This is a genomic window from Cytobacillus firmus (assembly GCF_023715565.1).
Lineage (GTDB): Bacteria > Bacillota > Bacilli > Bacillales > Cytobacillaceae > Cytobacillus > Cytobacillus firmus_C.
Map to the genome: position 1 here is coordinate 1 of NZ_JAMBOJ010000135.1, position 1,227 is coordinate 1,227.

The window sequence follows — 1,227 nt, forward strand, 5'->3', positions numbered from 1 at the left end:
TCCCCTTTAAGTAGACATTCAAAAAAACCTTCATGTTACCATGGAGGAAAGAATACTACTTGGAGGGGATTTTTTCTATGGCAAAGAAAGGACAAACTTTTAATAGCTATTCGGAAGAGTTTAAACATAATGCCGTCATAAAATACGTGAATGGCTCTAAGAGTTATAAAGTATTGGCAGAAGAATTGGGAATCCGTAACTGCAGCCAGCTTAAAGTATGGGTTAAGAAATGGAAAGATGGAGTACCGTTTGATGAGCGTTCAGGAGTCTCTAACCCTTTAAAAGGTAGGCCTAGGACTAATTTCAAATCGGTTGAAGAGGAAAGAGATTATTTAAAAGCACAGGTTGAATTTCTAAAAAAGCAGTATCCAAATCTGCTAAAGGAGGAGGAAACATCCCCAGAAGAATAAAATATGAACTAGTTGATGAGTTAAGAGGTACCTATCCGGTCTCCTGGCTGCTGGAGATTGCCTATATCAAACCGGCTAGCTATTACAAATGGAGAAAAACGACTGTTAAACGGGAAGAGAAGGCTAAGGATGAACAAGACATTCGAGAGCACATCTTGGGGATTCATTTCATGAATCCTGAATTTGGCCGGCCTCGTATGACAGATGAATTAAATGAAAACGGGTATTTAATCAACCACAAAAGGGTCTATAGACTAATGACGGAAATGGACATACAATCTGTCATCCGAAAGAAGAGAAAATGGCACGGTCGTAATCCTTCTATCCTCTTTCCTAATCGCCTTAAAAGAAATTTCAGGGCTGCAGGACCTAATCAAAAGATGGTAACGGATATAACATATGTGTCTGTTGGAAATGAATTTTATTATTTATCGGTTATCCAGGACCTCTTTAATAACGAAATAGTAAGTTGGGAGCTATCTAAGAGAAATGATCTGGAACTTGTGTTAAATACAGTATCAAAGTGGACAAAGAAAAAAGACGTAGCTGAAGCCGTTCTCCATTCAGATCAAGGCTTTCAGTATACGTCAAAGCTATACAGCAGTCGATTAGAGGATTACAGCATCAAGGGCAGCCACTCTCGCAAAGGAAACTGCCTGGACAATGCCTGTGTAGAATCGTTCTTCTCACACCTCAAAACTGAGAAGCTGTATATAAATAAGTGTAGGTCAAAAGAAGAACTAGAAGAAGCTCTTGAGGATTACATTTACCATTACAATTACAAACGCAGACAAAAGAAACTAAAGAAACGCGCGCC

2 protein-coding genes are annotated in these 1,227 nt (G+C 39.0%); both read left to right on the plus strand.

The features are described 5' to 3' along the window. Positions 1-77 precede the first annotated feature (77 nt). Positions 78-410, plus strand: coding sequence for a transposase (locus M3205_RS26015; RefSeq protein ID WP_396106433.1), 333 nt, complete (start codon positions 78-80; stop codon positions 408-410). After that, positions 407-1,227, plus strand: an 821-nt coding sequence (locus tag M3205_RS25085; protein ID WP_396106435.1) for an IS3 family transposase, incomplete at its 3' end; no start/stop codon positions are given. The genes M3205_RS26015 and M3205_RS25085, both read left to right, overlap by 4 nt.

Excerpts from the sequence above, each read along its gene's own strand:
- M3205_RS26015 (WP_396106433.1), top strand. The coding sequence starts at position 78 with ATGGCAAAGAAAGGACAAACTTTTAATAGCTATTCGGAAGAGTTTAAA.